The sequence below is a fragment of the Terriglobia bacterium genome (assembly GCA_020073085.1).
GTDB lineage: Bacteria > Acidobacteriota > Terriglobia > JAIQFV01 > JAIQFV01 > JAIQFV01.
On sequence record JAIQFV010000016.1, the window covers coordinates 42,145 to 62,058 of the forward strand.

Below are 19,914 nucleotides of genomic sequence, written 5' to 3' on the forward strand. Positions count from 1 at the left end.
AAAGCACTCCATCCAATGGAGTGCTTTTTTTGTGGCTGAAAGAGCGTGACTCCCTCTCGAATTAAGGTGACCCGGGATCTTCTTTACGCGGGCGAGAGGATGACCTTCGGTTTTATCTCCCACAGGTCATCCATGGTTTTGGACTGGTCAATCATCCCCATTCCAATGAGGACATCTGGTCCGCTTAACAATCTGACCCAGTTTGGAGCAGGGGAGGAGGTGAGGATTAACACTTCGCTTGAGACCTCCATTCTTTTAACGCGGAAAGACATGCCGTGTTTGACTCGGTCGAGATCCTCATCGGGAACACCTACCGAAGCCATCCCAGGCAAGAGCATGTTGATAGGTATCAAATAGTCCATCCAATCAACTTGGGAGAAATCACCTTGCGCTTCCTTCTTCAGAAGATTGAAGTCCAGTGCTTTTGCCAGGGTAAATTCCCCACTGGCGAGTCTTCTCAGCGACGTGAGGTGGGCACCACAACCCAGCTTCAACCCCATTTCATGGGCCAGCGAACGGACGTATGTGCCCCCTGAACACTCCACTTCGAACTCCGCCTCCGCGGCGGAGACTAACGATAAGTCCAATCTGAAGATCTCGACCTGAATGGGCTTGAGTTCAACCGGCTGGTTTTTTCTTGCCAGTTTATGGGAAGAAATACCCCCGATCTTCTTGGCTGAAAACGCCGGCGGAGTTTGCTGGATGGGGCCGACAAACTGTCTCCGCACGATCTCCAGGTCAATCGCTGAAATTGAGACAGCCCTTGCCTCCGAAGTGGGGCGGCCATCCGAGTCGTAAGTGGAGGTCGAGAAACCGAAGCGGATGGTTCCGCAGTAGCTCTTCCTCGACCCCAAATAGAACTGTTGAAGTCGAGTGGCCTTCCCCAAGGCGACGGGAAGAACCCCGGTGGCCATGGGGTCCAGGGTTCCAAAGTGCCCGACCCGGGCGTGGCCTGTGATTTTACGCACCCGGGCGACGACATCGTGGGATGTGACTCCTGGGGTCTTATCAATTACAACGACGCCATCGATCATGATTTTTCTAAGTTGAGACCCGAACTCCGTTGCGGGGAAAAATGACAGGGGGTCGGCAGAGCGCCGGATCGGGCCTGCGGAAGAATGAATGAATCGGTTGGGGTGATGCCATACCGTTCTTTTCAACGGGGCGCGATGTTTTTCCTGCGGCAAACGGTGGTCTTCAGAATCGAGGTTAAGTGTGACCGGGATGACTCGGCTGCGTCCACCCGCGAAGATCGGTTACCACGGATGACAAGACTTCGGCTCGCCTCGCTCAGGGTTTTGATTATGACACGACGACACCCGACGTTCGATGGATTCCCTACTTTTCATTCTCCTCTTCATCGGCGTCGGATGATTTCTTCAGTTGCTGGATGACATCCTCAATGTGGGCGCCATATTCAACCGACTCATCATACTCGAATGCGATTTCCGGCGTGTAACGGAGCTTCAATTGGTGCCCCAACTCCCGTCGAATAAACCCCGCCGCCGCATGCAAACCCTCGAGGGTCTTCTTCTTCGCTTCCTCCCCGCCAAACACACTGACATAGATCCGCGCAAAACGGAGGTCGGGCGACATTTTCACTCCGGTCACTGTCGTGAAACCGATGCGCGGATCGTGCAATTGCCGCAGCAGCAATTCTCCGACGGCCATTCTGACCTGGTCAGCCACTTGTTCCGGTCGTCGTGAGGGTTCCTTCATTGCCGTCCTCGAAACTCAGAATCGACACCCTGATTTCTTCCGAAAGCCCTTTTCAATTAAAATATACAGCCCCGTCTCCATGGCAGGAGCAGCGACGGGATTTCTTGAATCCTCCGGTCAGCCGCCCGCCCTGAGAAAGTGAGCCCTTCTTCCGTCCAGGTCACCTGCGGGCAGAAGCTTTGTGGGCGCCAGGCTACATGAATTCCCGGTGAAATTCATAATCATTTCCGGCCAGTATTCTCCCCGCTTCTCGTTCCATCGCACTCATCATTTGTTCCAGAAGGACATGATCTGAATTGACGGTCACCACAGCGACATGGGAAATTTGCCATAAGTCATTGGCATCCACCTCAGCCACCGAACAGTTGAACTTCGCCCGGAGCCGATCCTTGAGTTGGCGCACCACCTCACGCTTATCTTTCAATGATTGTGCGTACGGGAGGTGGATGTCGATGGTGAGAAGTGCGATTTCCATGGGGTGTGGAGGGGATCCCGTGCCAGTCCACGCTGCCGCGGCTCCGGGTGACGAAGAGCCTTTCTACCGTGCGCGCTGCAACCCGGGACTCCGGTCTCCTAAAACACCCGGGGCCCGGTCACACGGCTTCGGCGGCCACGCGCTCACTGACAAAGGCTTCGATCACATCCCCTTGCTTGATGTCACTGAAGTTCTGAAGGGCGATTCCGCATTCAAAACCCAATTTCACCTCGCTGACGTCATCCTTGAACCGCCGCAGGGAGGAGACATGGCCCTCGTAAATCACGACGTTGTCGCGAAGCAACCGCACCTCGCTGTTGCGCGCGATCCTCCCATCCTGGATGTACGATCCAGCCACCGTCCCCACCTTGGGAATGCGGAACGTTTCGCGAACCTCCGCACGTCCGAGGTAGACCTCGCGGAATTTTGCTTCCAACAGACCGGTCATGGCCTTTCGGATTTCGTCGCTGATCTCGTAGATAATGGTATGCAACCGAATGTCGACCTTTTCCTGCTCCGCCAATTCCAGCGCCTTGCGTTCGGGCCGGACATTGAAGCCGATGATGATTGCGTTGGAGGCGGAAGCCAGCAAGACGTCGGTCTCCGTGATGGCGCCCACGCCGCTGTGCAACACCTTGACCTTGACCTTGTCGTTGGAAAGCTTTTGCACCATGTCAGCGACCACCTCGACGGAACCTTGGACGTCGGCCTTCAAGATGATCGGAAGTTCCTTGATGGCGCCTGTCGCCAGTTGATCATGGAGTTGATCCAGGGTCAACCGTGAGGACTTGGCGAGGGCGGCTTCGCGCAGCTTGGTCTGCCGGAAGGTTCCAATCTGTCGAGCTTTCATGGTATCGGCGAGGACCTGGAATTTGTCGCCCGCCTGCGGCACGCCTTCGAGGCCGAGCACCTCCGAGGGGGTGGCCGGTCCGGCCTCCACAAGCGGCTGTCCTTTGTAATCGAACATGGCCCGCACTTTCCCGTACCAGGCTCCCACGATGAACGAATCCCCAACATGCAGTGTCCCGTTTTGTACGAGGACGGTAGCCACCGCGCCCCGACCCCGATCCAGTTTGGCTTCGAGAACGGTGCCGGCGGCAGGACTGTCCGAGTCCGCCTTCAGTTCGGCCAAGTCAGCGACCAGCAGGATCATTTCAAGCAGCAGGTCGATATTGGTGTGCTGTTTGGCCGAAACCTCCACGGTGACCGTTTTCCCGCCCCATTCTTCCGGCATCAAGTCCAATTCCGTGAGTTGCTTCTTCACTCGTTCCGGCAACGCATTCGGCTTATCCACCTTGTTAATAGCAACGATGATAGGGACCTTGGCCGCTCGGGCGTGGTCGATGGCCTCGCGGGTCTGTTGCATGATGCCATCGTCCGCGGCGACCACTAGGACCACAATATCGGTGACACTGGCGCCGCGGGCTCGCATAAGGGTAAAGGCCTCGTGGCCCGGCGTGTCCAGGAAGGTGATCCTTCGGCCCTTGATTTCGACTTGGTAGGCCCCGATGTGCTGGGTGATTCCGCCGGCCTCGCCCTCGGTCACGCTGGTCTTGCGGATGGCATCCAAAAGAGAGGTCTTTCCATGATCGACGTGTCCCATGACCGTCACCACCGGGGCGCGCGGCGCCAGGTGTTCGGGAGAGGGGGCGGCCACCGTTTCCATGATCGCTTCTTCTTCGAAGCTGACGACCTTCGCTTCAGCGTTGAATTCCTTGGCAAGGTCGACGGCCAGTTGCGCATCCAGGGTCTGATTGATGGTCACGAAAACTCCCTTTTCCAGGAGTTTCTTGATCAGATCCTTTCCTTTGACATCAAGCTTTTCGCTCAAGTATTTCAGGGTGACGCCTTCGGCGATTGTGATGGTCCGAAACTCACGCGGAACAGGGGGTTCTGCGGCCCTCTGCTGGGGTCTCAACCGCTTCAGCAATTCCTCGGCAGGATCGTGACGATCTCGACGTGTGGTTCCCCGCGGAGGCATTCCAGGTCGGCCTCGCCGCTGCCCAACCGGTGTCGTGGCGGGCACGGCGACGTTGGTTCCCGGCGAAGTTCTCGGGTGGGGCGTATAAATCGGCCTTTGCAAACCGGGTTGTCCGGTTGACTGCGGGGACAGCCTCTTGGTCGGATGAAGTGCTTTGGTCAGATCCAGACTCCTCGAAGGAGTGGACGGTCGCGCGTGAGGGGCCTGATGAGAGGCTCCGCGATCGCGGGGTTGATGAGGGGGTGCGTGTTTGGGGGCCGTCGCGCTCGCCGGCTTACCCATCGCCACTTTGCGCAATTCCGCTAAGGAGGTGGCGCGTGATGGTCTCGGGGGGTGAGGAACCGCGGCAGCGGGGGCGGGCAGAATCGGGGAAGGGGGTGGTTCCTGAGCCGCCACCCTGGCCGCAACCTGGGGAGGCGCCGGCGGATGGACGGCGGGGGGAACCCGCACCGGCTTCGGTTCTGCTGGCTTTGCCACAGGCAGCACCTCAGCCGGGACATGGGCTGGCATGGGCGGCGCAGGGATTTCAGGAGCTTCAGGGACTACAGCTGCCACCGGTTCCGGCGCAGGTGCCACGGCTTCAGCGGCCACCTCTTCCTTCTTGGCCTTTTTCGCTTTTGCTGCGTGGGCCGCCTTCTCTTTTTCCTCTTGAGCGTGCTTCTTTGCAGCCGCCTTTTCCTCTTCCTTGGATTTCTTCTCTGATTCCTTGCGGGTCTTATCTTCCTCTTTTTTCAACCGCGCTGCTTCGACGCGCTCTTTCTTGCGGACTTCAGCCCGTGCCGCCTTCTCTACCCGGGTCTTCTCCTCATCCTGTTGTTCCTTTTCTTCGCGCGCCTTGCGGTTGGCAAAGTACGTCTCGCGCGCTTCCGGCTTCAATTTGAAATAGCGGTCGAGGAACTTCTCCACCTCGTCGCGTTCCAGATGACTCGATGAAGTTTTTCCCCGGATCCCCAGCGCATTAAGTCTGGTTACAATCTCAGCGGCTCGCTTGATGCCAAGATCCTGCGCCAGGTCATAAATTCGAAATTGCGGCATTCAAAAACTCCTTCGAGATGAGCGGATCAGTATTATAATCCGCTCGCATTGGTTCCTGAAAACAAATTCGAGGCCTGCCGAAATTCAACGCGCATTTCACCCAGGATGTTCCCGTTGAGTCCAATGGATCAGGATTTTTCCTCCTTTTTCGATCTGCCCGCCGGGGCCGAGTCCACCGGCTTCTCTTCTGTTCCCTCTTCCTCCGGTGAACTGGAGGGTTCGGCTTCCTCAAGCAGCTCCGGTTCGGAATCCGGGAGTTCTTCGTCTTCAGAAGGGCTCTCAGGGAGTTCTTCTTCTGCTACCTCCCCGGCCAGGGCCTCGACTCCTCCCTCTTCCGCTTCGGCGGGTTCAGGGGCATCGGCAGCAAAGGCTTTCTGCTGAGCAGCGGCCTCCTCGGCCGCGGCCTCGGCAGCAGCCTCCTCCGCAGCGGCCTCCTCGGCTTCTGTCTGTTCGAGCGCTTCGTAAAACTTCTCCACGGCGTCGCGAATCTTCTCCACCATCTTTTCGCCAATCCCCTGGAGTTGCATCAATTGTTCGGGAGTCTGGTTGCCCAGGTCCTCCACGGTTTTGATCCCGGCCTCTTGAAGCTTTTCAACCAGCTTGGGCGTCAGCCCCTCCAGCTCGGCGATGGACGTCTGCGCGTGCGCCATGGCAGCCATCTGGGACTCGACTTCGCGCCGCTTCTCCTCTTCGCTCTTCACATCGATATGCCACCCGATGAGTTTGGACGCGAGGCGGACGTTCTGACCCTTCTTTCCAATTGCCAGCGACAGCTGGGAATCCTCAACGACCACTTCCAGTTCCCGGTCCTCGGGATCGAGGATTGCCACACGACTGACCTTCGCAGGGCTCAACGCGTGCGTCGCAAATGAGACGATATCGTCGGAGTACTCGATGATATCGATCTTCTCGCCTCGAAGTTCCCGGATGACCGCTTGCACCCGGAGTCCCTTCATGCCGACACAGGCCCCCACACTGTCCACATCCCGATCTTTGGACAGAACAGCAATCTTGGTGCGCTCGCCCGCTTCTCGCACACACCCCTTCACCGCCACCGTGCTGTCATAGATCTCCGGCACTTCCATCTCAAACATCCGAATCACCAGTTGCGGGTCAGCCCGGGAGAGCACCACCTGAGGAAGCTTGGAGCTCTTGTCCACGCGCACGATAACGGCACGAACCCGCTCTCCGAAGGAGAATTTTTCCAGTCTTGACTGCTCCCGCTTCGGAACCACACCTTCCGTTTTGCCCAGGTCCACGATGATGTCACCGTTTTCAAACCGCTTCACGGTGCAGTTCATTAACTCCCCGATGCGATTGCTGTATTCCCCGAAAACATTGTCGCGCTCTGCTTCGCGGACCTTTTGAAAGATCACCTGCTTGGCGGTCTGGGCGGCGATTCGGCCCAGGACTTCAATCGATTTCGGAATCCGGATTTCATCGTCGATCTGGGCGGACGGGTTGATCCGGCGAGCTTCCTCGAGGCTCATTTCCTTGAGCGGATTGGTCACCTCGTCGAGCACCTTCTTGACGGAGTAAACCTGAATCCGGCCGGTCTCCTCGTCGAACTTGGCAAAAAGATCCTCATTCGTCTTGTAATACTTCCGAGCGGCGACCAGGAGAGCGTCTTCCACAGCCGTTAAGACGATCTTGGGATCGATGCCCTTCTCTTTGGCGAGTTGATCGATGCTTTCATAGAGCTCATTCAACATGCAAGTGCTCCTCGACTGCTAATCTTTGGACTGCTCCGGGTCGGACTCCAAGGGCGACCGGCCTGCTGAGGTCGCCTCGATTCACGCACCTCCGACGCTAGATGCTTCGCCCTTTGGGATGCCGTCATTCGCGACGGCTACATATCGGGCCTACCACTCCACCACAAGATTAGCTTTTTCAACTTGATCGAAAGGAATTTCCACGTGATGGGTCCGGGAAACCGCGAGGGTAATGATCCCCTCCTGGAACTTCACCAATCTTCCCTGAAAGGACCTGCCCGCTTCAATGGGTGCGCGGGTGCGAATCTTGGCGAGCCGGCCGAGAAACCGCTGATAGTCTTCCGCGCGCATCAGCTTGCGATCCAGGCCGGGGGAAGAGACTTCCAGATGGTACCGGTGGGGGATGAGATCTTCCACATCCAAAAGCACCCCCAGCCGCTTGCTCACACGCTCGCAATCTTCCACGGTCACGCCCTCGGGAGCCCGATCGATGTACAACCGCAGGAAGCGGCTGTTGACTGTGCCGGCCCATTCGATGTCGACCAATTCCAACCCCTCCTCCCGAATGACCCGGTCGGCCAGTGCTCGGATCGGCTCCAAAACTTCCATAAATAATACCCACAATAAAAAAGTGGGCTTGCGCCCACTTCAATGCGAAATATTATACTCCCCGCTCCATGTCATGGCAAGAGGTTTTATCTCGCTCAGTACCCAGCGACCGTTCCTTGACACTTCAAAAACAAAAGTGTTACAAATGCGGGGGTCTGAATGCCCGCGGGGATGAAGGGGCTCTTGCCTAGTCCGTGAAAACACCCGGTGGGACCGCGGGTGCAAGAGCTGTCCCAGGCGACAAAGAAATTCCCAATGATCAAAAAATACGCCGCGTATGTCGATTTCGAGCGTTTGCAGCAGGAGTTGAACCAGTTGCTGGAGGAGTTGTCGCGCCTCGGTCCCGACATTGCAACCTGGTCCTCGGGAAATTGGCATCCACCGGTCGACATCTTCGAGACCAAGGACGAGGTCGTGGTGCTGATTGAGCTTCCCGGCGTTCGAAAGCCCGATACCTCGGTCGCTCTAAAACATAACACCCTGGTGATTTCAGGTCGGAAGTATGAGGACAACACCGCCGAGAACAATGCCTGTTTCTTGTGTCTCGAGCGCAGCTATGGGGAGTTTCGTCGAGTCGTCCCCTTGACCACATTAGTGGACCCGCACAATGGAAGGGCCACCCTGAAAAACGGAATTTTGACGATACGGCTGGCCAGAATCGTGGATTCCAGAAAGTCTGAGTACCACATCAGGATCAAAGAGGACTGAACCCGCCTCCGCCTGCTGTGATTTGGGGCTGTTCCATGGCGAGTCAGACGGCATAAGAGCCTGGGGCGGATCAGAGTTAATCCCCCCGAGGCGGGACTCCACACCTGGAGCCTGCAATTGATGTACTCTTTCATCATCATACGAGAGGATCATGGCTGAAAACGAAAAGACCAACGAAGTGTCCGACGAGCAGATCAAGATCCCGGAGATGCTTCCTGTTTTGCCGATCCGTGACATTGTCATCTTCCCTTTCATGATCATCCCGCTGTCGGTGGCGCGGGACCGCTCCATCAAGGCCGTGGACCAAGCGCTCACGGAACAGCGGCTGATTCTTCTCCTGGCACAAAAATCAGTGGACCAGGACGATCCCAAATCCGAGGACCTGTATCCGGTCGGTACCGTGGCCACCATTATGCGGCTGCTGAAATTGCCCGACGGCCGGGTCAGGATCCTGGTCCAGGGATTGGCCAGGGCACAAGCCGTCTCCTTCGATGAGTCGCTCACTTTTACGCGGGCCAAGCTGGAAGTGCTCAATGAACCCACGGTCAACCTGAAAGCGGTCGAGACGGAAGCGCTAATCCGAAATGTGAAATCGGAAGTGGATAAGGCGGTCAACCTGGGAAAGAGCATCTCGCCCGAAATTCTGGTCATCATCTCCAACCTGGACGACCCCGGTCGACTGGCTGATCTGGTCGCCTCCAATTTGGAGCTGAAGGTCGAGGTGGCCCAGCGCGTCCTCGAATCGGTCGACCCCGTCGACCGGCTTCGCAAAATCAACGAGCTGCTTACCAAGGAGATCGAGCTCCTCACCGTGCAGCAACAGATTGATACGGCGGCCAAGGCCGACATCGACAAGTCCCAACGCGAGTACTACCTGCGTCAGCAGCTCAAGGCGATCCAGCAAGAACTGGGGGATGTCAACGAACTGCAAGAGGAGATCAACCAGTACCGGGAAAAGGTCGAAAAGGCCGGCATGCCCGCCGAAGTGCGCGAGGAGGTGGACCGTCAAGTCAAGAAACTCGAGCGAATGCATCCGGACGCCGCCGAGACCGCCACGCTTCGCAACTACCTCGACTGGATGGTGGAATTGCCCTGGTCCAAGCAGACCGTCGACAACCTGGACCTGAAGAAAGCGCAGTCCATCCTGGACAAGGATCATTACGGGCTCGAAAAGATCAAAGAACGCATTGTCGATTATCTGGCCGTTCGAAAGCTCAAAGAGAAATCAAAAGGCCCTATTCTCTGCTTTGTCGGCCCGCCGGGGGTGGGCAAGACCTCCCTGGGAAAATCCATCGCGCACGCCCTGGACCGCAAATTTGTCCGCCTCTCGCTCGGCGGGGTCCACGATGAGGCCGAGATCCGGGGCCACCGCCGCACTTACGTGGGGGCCATGCCCGGACGGATTGTCCAGGGAATTCGACAGGCGGGCACCAACAATCCCGTGTTCATGCTCGACGAGGTCGATAAAATTGGCGCGGATTACCGTGGGGACCCGTCCTCAGCGCTCCTTGAAGTGCTGGATCCGGAACAGAATTTCTCCTTCCGAGACCATTACCTGGGCGTGCCCTTTGATCTCTCTAATGTCATGTTCATCACTACGGCCAATATTATCGATACGATTCAACCGGCCTTTCTGGACCGCATGGAGGTCATTACGCTGTCCGGTTACACCGAACAGGAAAAGCTTCAAATCGCGGTGCGACATCTGATCCCCAAGCAACTCGATGAGAATGGGCTGAAATCCGAGCAGATCGAGTTCACCGAGACCGTGCTGAAGCGGATCATTACACAGTACACCCGGGAAGCCGGCCTCCGAAACCTCGAGCGTGAAATCGGAACAGTGTGCCGAAAAGTGGCGCGACGCATTGCGGAAGGGAAAACCGAGAAATTTAAGGTTGTTGAACAAAAGCTCGAGGAATTCCTCGGCCCTCCGAAGATCCTGCCTGAGGAAATTTTGAAAAAGGACCAGGTCGGTGTCGCGACGGGGCTGGTCTGGACGCCGGTCGGCGGCGAAATCATTTTTGTGGAAGCGACCACCATGAAGGGGAAAGGGACGCTCCTGCTGACGGGTCATTTGGGCGAGGTCATGAAGGAATCCGCTCAAGCGGCCCTGAGTTATGCCCGCGCTCATGCCCGCGAATTCCATATCGACGAGGAATTCTTCGGCAATAACGACATTCATCTGCACGTGCCCGAAGGCGCGATCCCGAAGGATGGCCCATCCGCCGGGATTACGATGGCCACCGCGATGATCTCAGCGTTCACCGGGCGACTGGTCAAGAAATCAGTGGCCATGACCGGCGAGATCACCCTCCGGGGCAACGTGCTCCCGATCGGCGGCCTCAAGGAGAAAGTACTGGCGGCCCACCGTGCGAAGATCCGGTTGGTGATTGTGCCCGCCCTCAACCGGAAAGATCTCAAGGACATTCCCGAGGAGATCCGGAAGGAGATGGAGTTTGTTTTTGTCGACAATGTCAAGTCCGTATTGGATGAGGCCCTCACCTCCGGCGCTAACGAGTCCGAGAAGCAAAAGTCCCTCACCAAATTGAAAGCACGGAAGGGCAGAAGTCAACGCCAACTTGTCCCGGCCCATTGACGGCCACTCTCCACGGCTCGAGGAGAAGGGACAGATTATAACTTTGGAGTGAGCGATGATCGCCCGGTCCTCCTGAATGCAAACCGCATTGCGGCTTCCCCAGACGCCTCGAACTTGATGAAGTTTAAGTCCGAACAGGAATTTATCGCGCGGATTCGAAAGCGGGCCCAAAAACGGCCCGTGGGATTGGTGCGCGGGATCGGGGATGATGCTGCGGTCATCGGGTCGCCCCCGGGCCTGAGATGGTGTCTCACCACCGATCTCCTGATAGAGGGAATCCACTTTGACCTGCGCTTTGATTCTCCCCATTCCGTGGGGCACAAATCGCTGGCCGCGGGCTTGAGCGACCTCGCCGCCATGGGGGCGACTCCCCGGTTTGCCCTCATTTCGATCGCGACTCCCCCCAACCGTGCTCATGGATTTCTTCCCCGCTTTTACCAGGGTTTCCTGGAACTGGCGGATCGTCACAACGTCGCACTGATCGGCGGGGACACCTCGAGTGCCAGGAGACAAATCTGCATTGACGTCATCGCAGTGGGATCTGTCAGAGCGGGGCATGAGGTCCTGCGTTCAGGGGCCCGGGCGGGAGATTATCTTTTTGTGACGGGTACGATCGGTAAGGCCGCGCTGGGATTGGACCTGCTCCGCCATGGGAAGTCTCCGGCTGGGGGCAGGGAAAAACTCGCCGTGGCGAGCCACCGTTACCCTACTCCTCGCACCGGAGCAGGCATGCAGCTGGGCAAGACCCGCCTCGCGGCCTCCATGATCGATATCAGCGACGGCCTTTCAACCGACCTGAACCATCTCTGCAAGGAGAGTGCGGTGGGGGCGAGAGTTTATGAAACCCGTCTTCCCTTCCTCGGTGCAACTTTTTCCAAGCGGATGTTGAAGTATGCACTTACCGGAGGCGAGGACTATGAACTGCTCTTCTCCGTCCGGGAGGACAGGGTCGGGGAATTGCATGGAGAGATCGGGGGCGTCCCTGTCAGGGAGATCGGGAGAATTGTTCCCCGGAGCAAGGGAGTCAGAATCGTCCGGGCCAATGGGGCCATTGAGCCCATAACACCGGCCGGTTGGGATCACTTCCGATAAAAAGCAATGCTTCGCGTCAACCTTAAAAAGGAAATTGAAAGGCTGCTTCACATTCACGACAGCCCCGAGCGGACTGCGCTGGCCTTCGCCATCGGGGTTTTCTTTGGGTTTTCGCCTTTCTTGGGTTTCCATACCATCCTGGCACTGCTGGTGGCTTTCCTTTTCCGTCTTAACCGGGTAGCGTCCTTGATCGGAGTGTATTTGAATACGCCCTGGACAGTGATCCCCGTGGCCATGGCTTCAACCTCACTGGGCGCCAAGGTCCTGGGGTTTGCAGGCCATCGTTATCAAAGGTTCAACTGGCATGAACTGGGGAGTCTCCTCTTCTGGTCGCATCTCCCCCAAGAGTTTCGATTGCACTATCACACCCTCTATCCCTTCTTTGTGGGATCGATGATCTGTGCGGTTGTTCTTGCGATCATTGCGTACCCCGTGTGCCTGTGGTTTGTTCGTACTTATCGACACCGCATTCAACACCTGAAGGACTGAAAGGGTTGCCAAGGATCGAAATATGAAACCGCCGGAAGACCAAATTCAGATCAGCCCGTGCAAGAAGCTGCGCGGGAGTGTTTCAGTTCCTGGCGATAAATCGATTTCCCACCGTCTGGCGATGCTGGCCTCCATTGCAGAGGGAGAATCCACGATTGCCAATTTCTCCACCAGCGCCGATTGCCATTCGACCCTGGATTGTCTCCGCGCCCTGGGTATTGATGCCACCGTTCGTGATGGGACTCTCCTGACTATTCGAGGACGCGGCCTGACGGGATTCCAAGTGCCGGCTCAACCCTTGAATGCCGGGAATTCGGGCTCGACCTTGCGGATGCTCGCAGGCATTCTTGCGGGCCAACCCTTTTCCGCCACTCTGACCGGGGATGCATCCCTTTGCGGGCGGCCCGTGGATCGAATCATGGAACCGCTCTCGCGCATGGGAGCACGCTTCGAGGCACGCGATCACAAGTTTCCACCTCTGAAGGTGTTGGGCGGCCCTCTTCGATGGATCTCCTACAGCCCCACCGTTTCAAGTGCACAGGTAAAAACCGCCATTCTCTTCGCCGGTCTTCTGGCGGAAGGCCGAACCGAGGTCATAGAACGCGTCCCGACCCGCAACCACACCGAGATCGCCCTGCCACAGTTCGGCGCTGCCATTGAAGTCAGTCCCCTGTCCGTTTCAGTGACCGGCAGGAAACGCTTGCATGGAAGTAAGTTCATCGTGCCGGGCGACCCTTCATCCGCCGCGTTCTTTGTGGTGGCAGGACTGCTGGTCCCTGACGCAGAATTGACTCTCCATGCAGTCGGATTAAATCCCACCCGAATTGAGTTCTTCGAATTCGTCAGAGCCATGGGGGGGAGAGTTCAGATTCTGAATCTCCGGGAGCAGAATGGTGAACCGGTAGGAGATGTGCAGGTCCGCTCCAGCGAAATCGAGGGCGGGTTCATTGCTCCTCACCAGGTCCCCTTGCTGATTGACGAGATTCCCATTCTGGCCGTGGCGGGGGCCAGAAGCCGGAAGGGGCTGGCGATTCGCGGAGCACAGGAACTTCGAGTCAAAGAGAGCGACCGCATTGCCGCGGTCGTAAAAAACCTTGCAGCCATGGGCGCCGAAGTAAAAGAATTGGACGACGGATTTGAAGTGAAAGGCAACCAACTATTGAAAGGATCACACCTCGAATCTTTTGGAGACCATCGTATCGCCATGGCGTTTTCCATCGCCGCGCTCCTCGCGGATTCCCCTTCTATCATCCATGGATCTGATTGTGTGAAGATATCCTTCCCTGCCTTCTTTAGTATTCTGCATTCCCTTCGGGGTTGAGTAGAGGCGCTCCCGCCCTCTCTCCCGCGCCGCGGTTCCGCGTGAACCCATCCTTGTCCGCCCCTTGGACTCTTGTCTCCATCCCCGATCATCCTCGATCCATCGTAGGGGCGCATCGCTATGCGCCCCTACCGGGAAGATCCCATAATTACCCCTTGTAACTCTAATTCCAACAGTTGCATCAGGCAGACGCTTTACCCCCCTGCCACTCGCATCTCCACTCCTGGCCGTCCACAAACCCATAAAGACAGCAATGAGATGGCCTCCCGGTGCCCGTTGATGGGTTGAATTCGACTATTCATGTCGGAAGTCTGCCCGTTTAATGTAATTGGATATTAATTCACTCATTTCATCGGAATAATGGGCCTCTTTTAATGGCCCACATCCACCACCGCCAAGGGGCGATGCTATAACAAGCACCGCGGAAATGACCGCTCTGTTACAGATTCGGGGCCGTCGACCTGTGATTGAGTAATTGCGGCCCAACGGAAACCTTTTAAAAATAAAGCGCCACCATGAAGGGGTGAATCATGAGTACAAATTTCGAGAACTCCAAACCTGAGTTCCCCATCCTGACGGTGATCCCGTCTTCTTCCAATTCGGGCGTCAATGGACCCATCCAGATCTCGACGGGGCCTTCAACCGAGCAACTGATCAAGGAGAAGCTGCTCGAGGAGCGCCTGCGGTTAATCCGGGAACTGGGATATGAAGAGAAAAAGACGAAAACATTCAAGAAGCCCGAGGAGAAACCGTTCACCGCTTCCCAGCGCAACCATACGACGATCTTGTTCGGCGGTCTGACCTGGAAGCACGAGAAGATTATTCACGGGGCACTGGAAGGCCTCGGCTACAAGTGTGAAGCCGTTCCTACCCCTAACGTGCGCGCCTTCCAGCTGGGAAAGGAATACGGGAATAACGGACAGTGTAATCCCACCTATTTCACAGTCGGAAATCTTGTTCAATACCTCCAGAGGCTGGAAGAGTCAGGCATGGCCCGCCAGGACATCATCGACAACTATGTTTTCTTTACGGCGGGCGCCTGCGGGCCGTGTCGTTTCGGAATGTACGAAGCCGAATACCGGCTGGCCTTGCGGAACTCCGGTTTTGAAGGCTTCCGGGTCCTACTCTTTCAACAGTCCGGTGGATTGAACCAGGCGGAGGCGGAAGCCGGCCTGGAAATGAATCTCGATTTCTTCCTCGGGATTCTCAACGCTATGAACATTGGCGATTTGATCAATGATTGTGCCTACCAGATTCGTCCCTATGAGGTGAACAAGGGCGAGACCGACCAGGTGCTAGATGAGTGTGTGGACTATCTGCACGATGTGATCAAGAAACACGAACCCTACAAGGTCGAGGGAAAATTCGCGGAACTGGTCAATCGCTTTCCTTCCGCTGCCGGGACGGCCGAATATGTAGGCAAGTTTCTGACTCAGCTCTATGGCGATGAATACACCGGGGCGCTCCGCCATGTGCGCGACCGGTTGAACTCCATTGAAGTGGACCGCACCCGCGTCAAGCCCATTGTCAAAATTACCGGTGAGTTTTGGGCTCAGACCACGGAGGGCGAGGGCAACTTCAACATGTTCAAGTTCCTGGAACGGGAGGGCGCCCAAGTGCTGGTGGAGCCGGTGGGAACCTGGATCATGTATATGATCCATCAAGCGAAACAGGGTATTCGAGACCGCAAAGGGGTCGTGGAAAATCAAGAAGCGGCAAAAGCGTGGGAGGTCACCAAGAAGCTCGCTCAGAACTGGCACTACCGGAGCGTTCTTGGAAAACTGACGGTTGCCGAAAAGATCTTCAAGCGCGAATGGAACCGCCTGCGAGACGCGCTCGACCATATGCCCCACGACCTGACCGACCAGTACGAGCTCCAGCGGCTGGGCCATCCCTTTTATAACAGCCGGGCCGGCGGCGGCGAAGGGCATTTAGAGGTCGCCAAGAACATCTATTACTCCAACAAGGGAATCTGCCACATGGTCCTCTCGCTCAAACCGTTTGGCTGCATGCCTTCCACGCAATCTGATGGGGCTCAATCCGCGGTCGTGAACCAGTACAAGGACATGATCTACCTGCCCATCGAGACATCCGGCGAGGGAGAGATCAACGCTCACAGTCGCGTGCAGATGGCTCTGGGAGAAGCTAAGGTGAAAGCCAAGGCGGAGTTTGCAGAGATTCTCAAACAAACGGGATACACCCTGGAAGAAGTGAAAACCTTTGTGGACGACCATCCGGAACTGAAGCGGCCGATGTACCGGGTCCCCCATTACAAGGGGGTCATCGGTGTGGGCGCATCCTTCGTAAAGCATGTGGGTGAAATGATGAAAGCTGAATCGCGCTCAACAGCTTCCTTCACCAACCAGCAGGTTCAAGCCTCAGCGTAGGATCGTCCCGCTGGAGGGATGACCGGACCCCGGACTCCAGGCGTCTCACGTATACAACAATTGAGGGATTCGAGAATGGACAACGTCAATCAAAAGAATTATCTGATAGGGATGGATGTCGGCTCCACGACCGTGAAAGCCGTGGTCATTGACACCGCGACCGATGAGATCCTGTGGAAGGATTATCAAAGGCACGACACAAAACAGCCCGAGAAGACCCTGGAACTGCTCCAGCGCATCGAGAAGGATGTTCCGATTCCCGATCCTAAGCAGGTTCGTATTTTCATCACAGGGTCAGGCGGGAGCGGCATTGCCCCCCGGATCGGGGCGAAGTTTGTCCAGGAAGTCAACGCGGTGTCTCTCGCTGTGGAAAAACTCTATCCGAAAACAGGATCTGTGATTGAATTGGGCGGCCAGGACGCCAAGATCATCATCTTCAAGGAAGATCCCGAAACCGGGAAAAAGAAGAAGATCCCTTCCATGAACGACAAATGTGCGGGCGGAACCGGAGCGGTGATCGACAAGATCAACGCCAAGCTTCGCATCCCCTCGGATGAGCTGTGCAAACAAGGCTATATGGGGAGAAAGCTTCATCCCGTGGCGGGAAAATGCGGGGTGTTTGCGGAGACTGATATCAACTCGCTCCAGAAAATGGGCGTTCCCCGCGATGAGTTGATGGCCTCGTTATTCGAGGCGATTGTGGGACAAAACCTGGCGGTGTTGACCCGCGGAAATACGCTGCGACCTGAAGTGCTGCTGCTGGGTGGTCCGAACACCTATATTCAGGGGATGATGGAGGCATGGAAGTACAACATTCCCAAGGTGTGGCAGGAACGCAATTACCCCCTGCCGGAAGGGGTCGACCCCGCTGACCTCATCAAGGTCCCGGACAATGCCCAATATTTTGCCGCTATCGGGGCTTGTGAGTATGGGAAGACCGAAGAGGCCGAGATCGGGGTTTACAAGGGATGGCAGGACCTCGAGCACTACATTACTTTCGGCCGCGCGGAAGAAAAGATGAAGAAGGGCGCCGGGGCGGGCCTTTCCAAGAACGAGGAGGAATTGACGGCGTTCAAGGACCGCTATAAAGGAAAGAAATTTGTTCCGGCCACGTTCACGCCGGGCGATGTGGTGGAAGGTTTCATCGGTCTTGATGGCGGATCCACATCTACGAAGGCCGTTCTTCTCGACAAGAAGCGGAATGTCCTGGTGAAGACTTACCAGCTCTCCAAGGGGAATCCCATTGAAGATACCATCGAGGTCTTCGGAAAATTGAAGAAGCAGGTGGAAGACCAGGGGGCCACGCTGAAGGTGTTGGGTGTAGGGACGACCGGATATGCCAAGGACATTTTGAAGGATACCTTGATGGCCGATGTTGCCCTGGTCGAAACGGTCGCTCACACCGAGTCGGCCCTCCAGTTTTACAGGGATGTGGATGTGATCTGCGATGTGGGCGGTCAGGACATCAAGCTGATCATCTTGAAGAACCGGCAGGTCAAGGATTTCAAGTTGAACACGCAGTGCTCCGCAGGCAATGGCTATTTCCTCCAATCGACCGCTGAAGGCTTTGGCCTCCCGGTTGAGCAGTACGCCGATATCGCCTTCAAGGCGCAATCCATGCCAACGTTTGGATATGGGTGCGCCGTCTTCATGCAGTCCGATATCGTGGACTTTCAACGGCAGGGGTGGAAGCCCGAGGAGATCATGGCGGGGCTGGCCGCCGTGTTACCGAAGAATATCTGGCTCTACGTTTCGCAGATTCCCAACATCGCCGCCCTGGGGACCAACTTTGTCCTCCAGGGAGGCACGCAACACAATCTGGCTGCCGTCAAGTCCCAGGTCGACTTCATTGAATCGCGATTCAAGGGAAAGGAAGTGCAGCCTCGTGTAATCGTCCACGAACACTGCGGGGAGTCGGGGGCGATCGGCGCGGCGATTGAGTGCGTCCGCCTTTTCGAGAACGGTCATCAGTCTACCTTCATCGGCATGGAGGCCGTTCAGAAGATTTCGTACGTGACCCATCGCAACGAAAACACTCGCTGCTACTTTTGCAAGAACAAGTGTCTTCGAACCTTCATCGATGTCAAGACGGGCGTCTTGGAGAACATTGAGGTCCCCAAGAAATCAAAGATCCCGCTCGAGGCGGGGATCAAGCGCCTGATCGTCGGGAATAGCTGCGAAAAGGGCCTGGTAGAAGACGTCGATGACATGCGCGTCATCAAGAAGGGCCTCGACACCGTCAAGTCGGCCAATCCCAACCTGGTGGAGATCGCCGCCAAGGAATGTTGGCGGTCCATGAAACCCAGGCGGGTGGCGGATGCCATTCCAAAATTCGCCGTGACCGCCGCTCAGAAAAAACGGGTGGAGTTGATGAAGAAGCGCTCCGAGATTCGGATTGGCATTCCCCGCGTCCTGAACATGTACTCCCAAAATCCCCTGTTCAGCGCCTATTTTGAATCCCTCGGGGTCAAGCCGGAGAATCTTATCTACTCCGATTTCACCACCGAGCAACTTTATAAAGACGGGGCCAAGCGCGGGGCCATTGATCCCTGCTTCCCATCGAAGGTCGGCATTCCCCACGTTCACAACCTGCTCTATGTCCATCACAAGAAGAAGCCGCTCGATTTCATTTTCTTCCCGATGATTGATTGCCTGACCTCCGATCTGCAGCACACCCAGGCCAGCCGTTCGTGTCCGACTGTGGCCGCGACGCCGGAGGCCGTCAAAGCGGCCTTCATGAAGGAAGGCGATGTATTCGCAAAAATGGGGACCCGATTCCTCAATACCTTTGTAAACCTGAGTACTCCGAAACTCTTTGGGAAACAGATGTATGATGAATTCAAGGATATTTTGGGACTGAGCGAGGAGGAGAATCATCGCGCCATCAATGAGGCTTACAAGGCGTTGGACAAGTTTTCAAACGTCATTCAACGCGGGAAGGCCCGCGAGGTTTTGGAGCAATTGGAGCGCGAAGAACGCCTCGGTATCGTCCTGTTAGGGCGCCCCTATCATAACGATCCCGGCATCAATCACGAGATTCTTGAAGAGTTTCAAAAGCAAGGTTACCCGGTCTTTGCCGAGGACGCCCTTCCGATCGACGACGACATCCTGGATCGACTCTTCGGCGACGAGGTCCGTGCCGGAGACATCAAGCATCCGATGGATATCAGCGACGTCTGGAAAAACAGCTACTCGGAGAACACGAGCCGGAAGGTGTGGGCCGCCAAGTACGTGGCCCGCCATCCCAACCTCATCGCGCTCGAGTTGTCCTCCTTCAAATGCGGACACGACGCCCCCATCTACACGGTGGTGGAAGAGATCGTCCAGAATTCGGGGACCCCGTATTTCTGTTTCAAGGATATCGACGAGAACAAACCCACCGGCTCCATTAAGATTCGGGTCGAGACAATTACCTACTTCCTGAAACGATACCGGGAGGACATGATCGCGAATAAGAATAAGGAACAGACCTTGGAACAACGGCTGGCCGAATACGAGCGCCGGCTCCGCACCCAATTGACGGCAACTGAGAGTTCCCCGCAACAGGTTTCGGAGGAGCTCCTTCCCCCGATCCTCGACAACTACTTCCCTGCCAGTCAACTGGCAGCCACTGTAGAGGAGGAGCGTCGAGTCAACAGCTGAAGACCAAGGAGATTGATAAGTGCCACAATGGCAGGGACCTGTTCCCTGCCATTTTTTCAGGTGGGTGATTCGGTAACGCCCTCCCTTTGCGACGAAGGTGATTTGTGGTAACCTTGGCGCGATTCGACATCACCACAAAACCTGAGGG

General features: G+C 56.4%; 13 protein-coding genes. 7 read left to right on the top strand and 6 right to left on the bottom strand.

The genetic code is table 11. The features are described 5' to 3' along the window. Window positions 1-83 precede the first annotated feature (83 nt). The 6 genes from truB to LAO21_16270 form a co-directional block, all read right to left on the bottom strand. Window positions 84-1,034, bottom strand: coding sequence for a tRNA pseudouridine(55) synthase TruB (truB, locus tag LAO21_16245; GenBank protein MBZ5554269.1), 951 nt, complete (start codon window positions 1,032-1,034; stop codon window positions 84-86). A gap of 304 nt (window positions 1,035-1,338) precedes the next feature. Continuing rightward, the gene (gene rbfA / locus LAO21_16250) at window positions 1,339-1,719 is read right to left on the bottom strand and encodes a 30S ribosome-binding factor RbfA (GenBank protein MBZ5554270.1); all 381 of its coding nucleotides are present in this window, start codon (window positions 1,717-1,719) and stop codon (window positions 1,339-1,341) included. Window positions 1,720-1,912: 193 nt separating this feature from the next. Then, on the bottom strand, window positions 1,913-2,194 hold the full coding sequence (locus tag LAO21_16255) for a DUF503 domain-containing protein (GenBank protein MBZ5554271.1): 282 nt from the start codon (window positions 2,192-2,194) through the stop codon (window positions 1,913-1,915). A 118-nt stretch (window positions 2,195-2,312) separates the two neighbouring features. After that, a complete protein-coding gene (gene infB, locus LAO21_16260; GenBank protein MBZ5554272.1) occupies window positions 2,313-5,210 on the bottom strand; it encodes a translation initiation factor IF-2 in 2,898 nt (965 codons plus the stop codon). A gap of 128 nt (window positions 5,211-5,338) precedes the next feature. Next, window positions 5,339-6,922 carry a transcription termination factor NusA gene (nusA, locus tag LAO21_16265; GenBank protein ID MBZ5554273.1) on the bottom strand — a complete coding sequence of 528 codons (1,584 nt, stop codon included), beginning with the start codon at window positions 6,920-6,922 and terminating at the stop codon, window positions 5,339-5,341. 150 nt (window positions 6,923-7,072) lie between these two features. Beyond that, window positions 7,073-7,546, bottom strand: a complete 474-nt coding sequence (locus LAO21_16270; protein ID MBZ5554274.1) for a ribosome maturation factor RimP — start codon at window positions 7,544-7,546, stop codon at window positions 7,073-7,075. A 240-nt stretch (window positions 7,547-7,786) separates the two neighbouring features. Between LAO21_16270 and LAO21_16275 the strand changes: the two genes are divergently transcribed. The 7 genes from LAO21_16275 (at window position 7,787) to LAO21_16305 (ending at window position 19,766) form a co-directional block, all read left to right on the top strand. Next, the gene (locus LAO21_16275; GenBank protein MBZ5554275.1) at window positions 7,787-8,239 is read left to right on the top strand and encodes an Hsp20/alpha crystallin family protein; all 453 of its coding nucleotides are present in this window, start codon (window positions 7,787-7,789) and stop codon (window positions 8,237-8,239) included. Window positions 8,240-8,390: 151 nt separating this feature from the next. Further along, a complete protein-coding gene (gene lon, locus LAO21_16280; GenBank protein MBZ5554276.1) occupies window positions 8,391-10,835 on the top strand; it encodes an endopeptidase La in 2,445 nt (814 codons plus the stop codon). 117 nt (window positions 10,836-10,952) lie between these two features. Then, window positions 10,953-11,927, top strand: a complete 975-nt coding sequence (gene thiL, locus LAO21_16285; protein MBZ5554277.1) for a thiamine-phosphate kinase — start codon at window positions 10,953-10,955, stop codon at window positions 11,925-11,927. Between the two features lie 6 nt (window positions 11,928-11,933). Beyond that, window positions 11,934-12,416 carry a DUF2062 domain-containing protein gene (locus LAO21_16290; protein MBZ5554278.1) on the top strand — a complete coding sequence of 161 codons (483 nt, stop codon included), beginning with the start codon at window positions 11,934-11,936 and terminating at the stop codon, window positions 12,414-12,416. A 22-nt stretch (window positions 12,417-12,438) separates the two neighbouring features. Further along, window positions 12,439-13,737, top strand: a complete 1,299-nt coding sequence (gene aroA, locus LAO21_16295; GenBank protein ID MBZ5554279.1) for a 3-phosphoshikimate 1-carboxyvinyltransferase — start codon at window positions 12,439-12,441, stop codon at window positions 13,735-13,737. A gap of 698 nt (window positions 13,738-14,435) precedes the next feature. Further along, window positions 14,436-16,124, top strand: coding sequence for an activator of (R)-2-hydroxyglutaryl-CoA dehydratase (locus LAO21_16300; GenBank protein ID MBZ5554280.1), 1,689 nt, complete (start codon window positions 14,436-14,438; stop codon window positions 16,122-16,124). 75 nt (window positions 16,125-16,199) lie between these two features. Then, entirely contained in the window at window positions 16,200-19,766 is a 3,567-nt protein-coding gene (locus LAO21_16305; protein ID MBZ5554281.1) for an acyl-CoA dehydratase activase-related protein, read from the top strand. Window positions 19,767-19,914 lie beyond the last annotated feature (148 nt).

Excerpts from the sequence above, each read along its gene's own strand:
- LAO21_16290 (MBZ5554278.1), top strand. The coding sequence starts at position 11,934 with ATGCTTCGCGTCAACCTTAAAAAGGAAATTGAAAGGCTGCTTCACATT.
- LAO21_16275 (MBZ5554275.1), top strand. The coding sequence starts at position 7,787 with ATGATCAAAAAATACGCCGCGTATGTCGATTTCGAGCGTTTGCAGCAG.
- truB (MBZ5554269.1), bottom strand. The coding sequence starts at position 1,034 with ATGATCGATGGCGTCGTTGTAATTGATAAGACCCCAGGAGTCACATCC.
- nusA (MBZ5554273.1), bottom strand. The coding sequence starts at position 6,922 with ATGTTGAATGAGCTCTATGAAAGCATCGATCAACTCGCCAAAGAGAAG.
- thiL (MBZ5554277.1), top strand. The coding sequence starts at position 10,953 with ATGAAGTTTAAGTCCGAACAGGAATTTATCGCGCGGATTCGAAAGCGG.
- LAO21_16255 (MBZ5554271.1), bottom strand. The coding sequence starts at position 2,194 with ATGGAAATCGCACTTCTCACCATCGACATCCACCTCCCGTACGCACAA.
- rbfA (MBZ5554270.1), bottom strand. The coding sequence starts at position 1,719 with ATGAAGGAACCCTCACGACGACCGGAACAAGTGGCTGACCAGGTCAGA.
- lon (MBZ5554276.1), top strand. The coding sequence starts at position 8,391 with ATGGCTGAAAACGAAAAGACCAACGAAGTGTCCGACGAGCAGATCAAG.
- LAO21_16305 (MBZ5554281.1), top strand. The coding sequence starts at position 16,200 with ATGGACAACGTCAATCAAAAGAATTATCTGATAGGGATGGATGTCGGC.
- infB (MBZ5554272.1), bottom strand. The coding sequence starts at position 5,210 with ATGCCGCAATTTCGAATTTATGACCTGGCGCAGGATCTTGGCATCAAG.
- aroA (MBZ5554279.1), top strand. The coding sequence starts at position 12,439 with ATGAAACCGCCGGAAGACCAAATTCAGATCAGCCCGTGCAAGAAGCTG.